General features: G+C 61.0%; 4 protein-coding genes. All 4 read right to left on the bottom strand.

Annotated features, from left to right (window positions below):
* Positions 1-247, bottom strand: a 247-nt coding sequence (locus tag WBB85_RS03570) for a hypothetical protein (RefSeq protein ID WP_432637246.1), incomplete at its 3' end; no start/stop codon positions are given.
* 95 nt (positions 248-342) lie between these two features.
* Complete coding sequence (locus tag WBB85_RS03565) at positions 343-927, bottom strand: response regulator transcription factor (protein ID WP_432637245.1); 585 nt, start codon at positions 925-927, stop codon at positions 343-345.
* Between the two features lie 212 nt (positions 928-1,139).
* A complete protein-coding gene (locus tag WBB85_RS03560; protein ID WP_432637244.1) occupies positions 1,140-1,721 on the bottom strand; it encodes a hypothetical protein in 582 nt (193 codons plus the stop codon).
* Positions 1,718-4,562 (bottom strand): phage tail protein (locus tag WBB85_RS03555; protein WP_432637243.1); only part of this gene is annotated, 2,845 nt, incomplete at its 5' end. The genes WBB85_RS03560 and WBB85_RS03555, both read right to left, overlap by 4 nt.

Below are 4,562 nucleotides of genomic sequence, written 5' to 3'. Positions count from 1 at the left end.
GGGCCAGATAGGCCTCGATCACCAATCTCTGGAAGGCATTACCTGTGAGGTTCTTGTCGCCCGCGGCGGGGTCGTTGATCAGTTCCTGGTTATTCGACACCACGCTACGCCCCGCGCGCAGGACCGCCGCCAGCCGGTTGCCCAGCTCCACCTCATCGGCGCTTCGTGCCCGCGCCGGTACAGAAAGGGACGCCAGGCAGACCCCCTTGGCCAAGGTCGACAGAAGTGCCGCGTAAGAATGTCTCATATTGCTCCTCCAGAGCGCTTCTTGAAGGCTAACAACAAAAAAACCGCCCATTCAGAGAAAATTGCACCCTCGAGCGCGAATTGCTGTCCCCCGTCTCAGCTCCGAACCCGAGATGCGGCAGGGGCCGCCGCGTGTTGCGCCTGTCCTATATAGTTGTTGACTGCCCCGCGCCTTGGCAGATCGAATTTGGTCAGGATGGCACGCACATGGTTCTTGACCGTGCCCACGCTGCGGTTGACCTCGCGTGCAATCTCCTTGTTCGTCATGCCCTCGCAGAGCAGCGAACAGACATCCTTTTCGCGGCGGGTCAGGCATTCGGTCAGGCGTTCGCTGCCCGCCACGCGCGGCGTCTGGGCCAAGGCGCGCATCATCTGGGCGGCCACATTGGCGCGCAGTGCGACTTCGCCGCATTCTGCCGCCTGCACAATCCGCACAACCTCTTCGAGGGACGTGTTGCGCGGCACGATGCCGTGGCACCCAAGGCGCGCGCAGTTCACCACCTGCCCCGCCTTCTGGTCATCCACCGAGAGCGCAAGGATACAGACCTCCGGCAGCGCCCGCGCCAGACGCGCAACCGCAGTGCCCAGCGACGCGTCGCTTATATCCACCAGTACGGAGGTTATTTCTTCATTGAGCGCCGTCTCTATCGCAGCCTCGATCGTCGGAACATGTTTGACCAAAACGCCGTCAGAAACCGACGAAATACCGTAGCAAAGAGATTCACCAAAAAGTGTGTTCGTGGAGCAAATAAGCCACCCCATAGCAAATCCTCACATAAAAATATCAAAGAGAATCCCTCTATATTAACATAAAATACCAATAAATGCACGGCAGAGTTGAAACCTCTATCGAGGCGTGCGATTTCAACGGCGGGCCGAGCTGATTTAACCCTTCAGATGACCGTGAGGCGCTCTTGCACAAAAGCCATCGTCTGGCGCGCCTCAGGATCGGTTTCGCGTTCGAACGCGGCCCGCAGATCCGGCAAAATCACTTCCCACTTCAGGCTGAGAAGCGCCAGTGCAGCGGCGCGGCGCATGCCGGGCGCTTCTCCGCTGAGGCCCTGTCGCAGGAGTTTCATCACCTGCGTGTCTTGAGGGCCGGAAAAGCCGCGCCCCAGCCGGACCAGCGCACGAGGCGTCGGACTTTCCTGGGCCTCGCGCAATAGCCCGTCGGACGTCTCAAAGCCGATGAACGTTTCCAGCGTGGCGCGCAACACGGCGAGGCGTGCGCTGTCTTCGCTGGCCAGCGTGTAGACCGCGAAATCCAACTCCAGATCGAAACTGAGCAAGACGCCCAGTTGCGGCTGCTGGCTGGTGACGAAATACACCGAAATGCTGAACTCGCTCATGTCTTCCTTCGTCTGGGCGAAATCCAGCTCTTGCGCGTCATTGAAGGCCTGAAGTGCTTGGTAAGTCCGGTCCAGCACGTCTTCCTTGGTGGGCCGACCGCGTGCGATATGTACTTCGGTGGTCATTCGTCCCCCATCCTATGCATGAAGCCGATGATGTCGCGGCGCAGACTGGCTGTTGCGGCCTCAAGTTCCTCTTCAGTATACGAGTCGCCGCCGTCGGGGAAATGGATACTCAGCCAAGCGCGGAAAGCCTCGGCAAGGTTGGCCAAGGCAGCGTCAGTGCCGTGCAGTTCCACGTCCGGCTCCGCCACGAAGGCTTCCAGGACCGAAAAGATGTTGGCGATCCGCTCGTGGCGAATGCTGGTCGCGACCCCGGCCTGCTCTGCTTGACCGGGGCGCAAGGAGGCGGGCCCGCGCATGCCAAAGTCAAGCTCGGCGGCAACGGTTGCCTGATCGGCAGCCATGGGAGCGAGTGCCCCGATGTCCGCATCCTCTGGCACCGCGAGCCCTGCGCCTACCTCGCCTTCTGCAATCATGCGCCAGCCCAGACCACCAGGCACGCGCGCAGGTTCAACGGTTCCGGTCAATGAGGTCCGCGACGGCGAGGCAAGCCGGGCACGCGCTCGAGCGAGGTCGGCCTCGCCCTGACCGGCTCCTTCCATGATCTCACGCATGCTGTCATATGATCCCGCTCCGCTTTGATAGGTGGCGGACAACAGGTTGGGATGATTCTGGTAGATCGTGGTGCCCGGCGGCCCGGGAAGCAAGCGCGGGTTGGGACGTTCGCTATAGTCGTACTGTGGCGGCCGCAGCTGGGTTCTGCCAGTCTGGATCCGCCGCATGAAGCGGACTGCATCGACCCGATCCATGTTTTGAAAATCGCTGCTGCCTCCGATAGCGGCGGCGTCTGCTTCGACATCATGTTGGCGGCTTTCGCGGGATTGCTGAGCTTCATATTCGGTCAGGAAGTCAGCCTCTGCGCTTTCCAGAATTTTTTCAAGAAGCCCACCGATCTGCTGTTTGCGCATCGGGTGGGCATCGGCCAGGCGGGATTCAGGGTTGATCTTCGCCACGATCCCGCCGTTCTGGATGACAAGTTCACGCAGACCGTATTCCTCGCGCCACACCGCCAGCTTGCGCTCCAGCGCCTCGGTGGAAATCCCATCGACCAATTCGCGATTTATCTTGGCGGGCAACTGCTCTTCGGCACGCGCCAACCGCTGCTCGGGCGTCAGATCGTGCGGGTTAACGCCATCACCATCTTCGACGCTTTCCTGCTCGGGCTCATCGCGGCTGAACAGCCCCGCTATCCGGCGCGCCATGCTGAAGCCAAGGTTGATCACCCAGTCAATGGCCCTGTTAACCGGTTCCTGCACCTTTTCGATGACGCCCCGGATCTTCTCGGAGATGCCGCCCAGCCCCAGTAGCGAGGCCAGAAAGCTGATCACTACGGGCAGGATACGATTCAGCGCGCCCTCGACCGCGGCGGCCATCGCACCGATATTACCCGCTACGATGGTGCCCAGAGCGTTGATGATCGCGTTAACGGCAGCGATGATCTGCTGGCCACGTTCGATGAAGAAGATCACGATGTCGTAGATCATCATGCAAGCCTTCACGAAGGCTCCCGCCGGGTTCAGTAGGCCGATGATCCACTTGATGCCGGCCTCGACGATCTTGGTGATCACCCAGCTCTTGATTTCGTCGATGATCACGTCTTTGATGGTACTCAGCTTTTCCAGAAGCATTTGCCAGATGCCCGCCGGCCCCTCGGTAAAGAGGATGCGAAGGAAATCGACAGCGCCCTCGATCTTGGCCACCATATCCTCGCCCAGGATGCCAACGGCGCGCGCGCGCACATTCTCCTTGGTCAGGCCAAGCACCTGCAGCACAACGTCGAGAAAGCCCTTCAAGTCGAATTTGTCGGGCAGGTTGATCCCCGCCCCCTCGAGCGCGCCGAATAGCCAACCCATCAGCGCGTTCTTGAGGTTCTCGCCAATGTTGGACACAAAGCGTTCCAAACCTGTGCCGATGCCCGCGATGAGGTTGCGCAGAAAGCCTATGGGATCCTGGATGATCGCCTCGACGACGGCCGCGGCGCGACTCAGGATGCCCAGCAGCATGTTCTTGAATTCAATGACTTTCTGAATGACGCCAACGGTCGCGTCATAGACCCGCTCCCAGAACGACTTGTTCTCTTCCTGAAGCTGTTCTTCGCGCGCGTTGCGCCGTTCGATGCCTTCACGGTAGATATCGACCATATTGTCGACCAGCGCGTCGCGGCGGTCGCTGACTTCGGACTCCAGCGCGTCGAAATCGGCAGTAATTGCCGTCGCCGCCGTTTCGGCCAACTCGCGTTCGGCCTCCGAGACATTCTCGATCATGTAGGTCTCGATCTCGGAGCGGCCTTCGGCGATCCGGTCGCGCGCCTCGGTGAGCTTGCGTTCGACAAAGGCCGCGATATCGGTGATCGCAGTCTCGACGCGTGCCTCGAAAGCCCGCCGCCCCAACGCCAGTGCGCGGTTAAAGCGTTCATCCCCCCAGTCGCCCGTCAAAAAGTCGCCAACGGAGGTCAGAAGCCCGCCCTTTTCCTCGGCAAAGGCGTCGTCGTAGTCGTCCATGGCCTCGTCGATGGCCGTTTGGAATAAGTCCGCAGCACCTTCGTCCATCTCCTGCAGGATGCGGGTGACGTCCGTACGCACGGCCAGGCCGATGGCCTCGATATCCTCGGTGATCTCCTGCTTGCGCCGCTCTGTGTCTGACTGCGTTGTGGTCTGCTGGGTGGCTACATCGCCCATTTCGGTGGTGCGCGTGGTCTGGAAATCTGTCAGCCCCCCTGTGATGGCACCGGCGGCGCGGGCGTGGGTGTTCTGACGGTCGGCACCCTCGGCCTCGCGCAGGGTGGTGGGGGCTTCGCGGTCGTGGGTTTCCGCCTCGTCGCGCGCGCCCAGCGTGGCCTGGAAC

Source organism: Albidovulum sp., from assembly GCF_049646345.1.
Taxonomy (GTDB): Bacteria; Pseudomonadota; Alphaproteobacteria; order Rhodobacterales; family Rhodobacteraceae; genus Albidovulum.
Note: the sequence above shows the minus strand (reverse complement) of the source record. Positions and strands in the feature narration are given on the sequence as shown.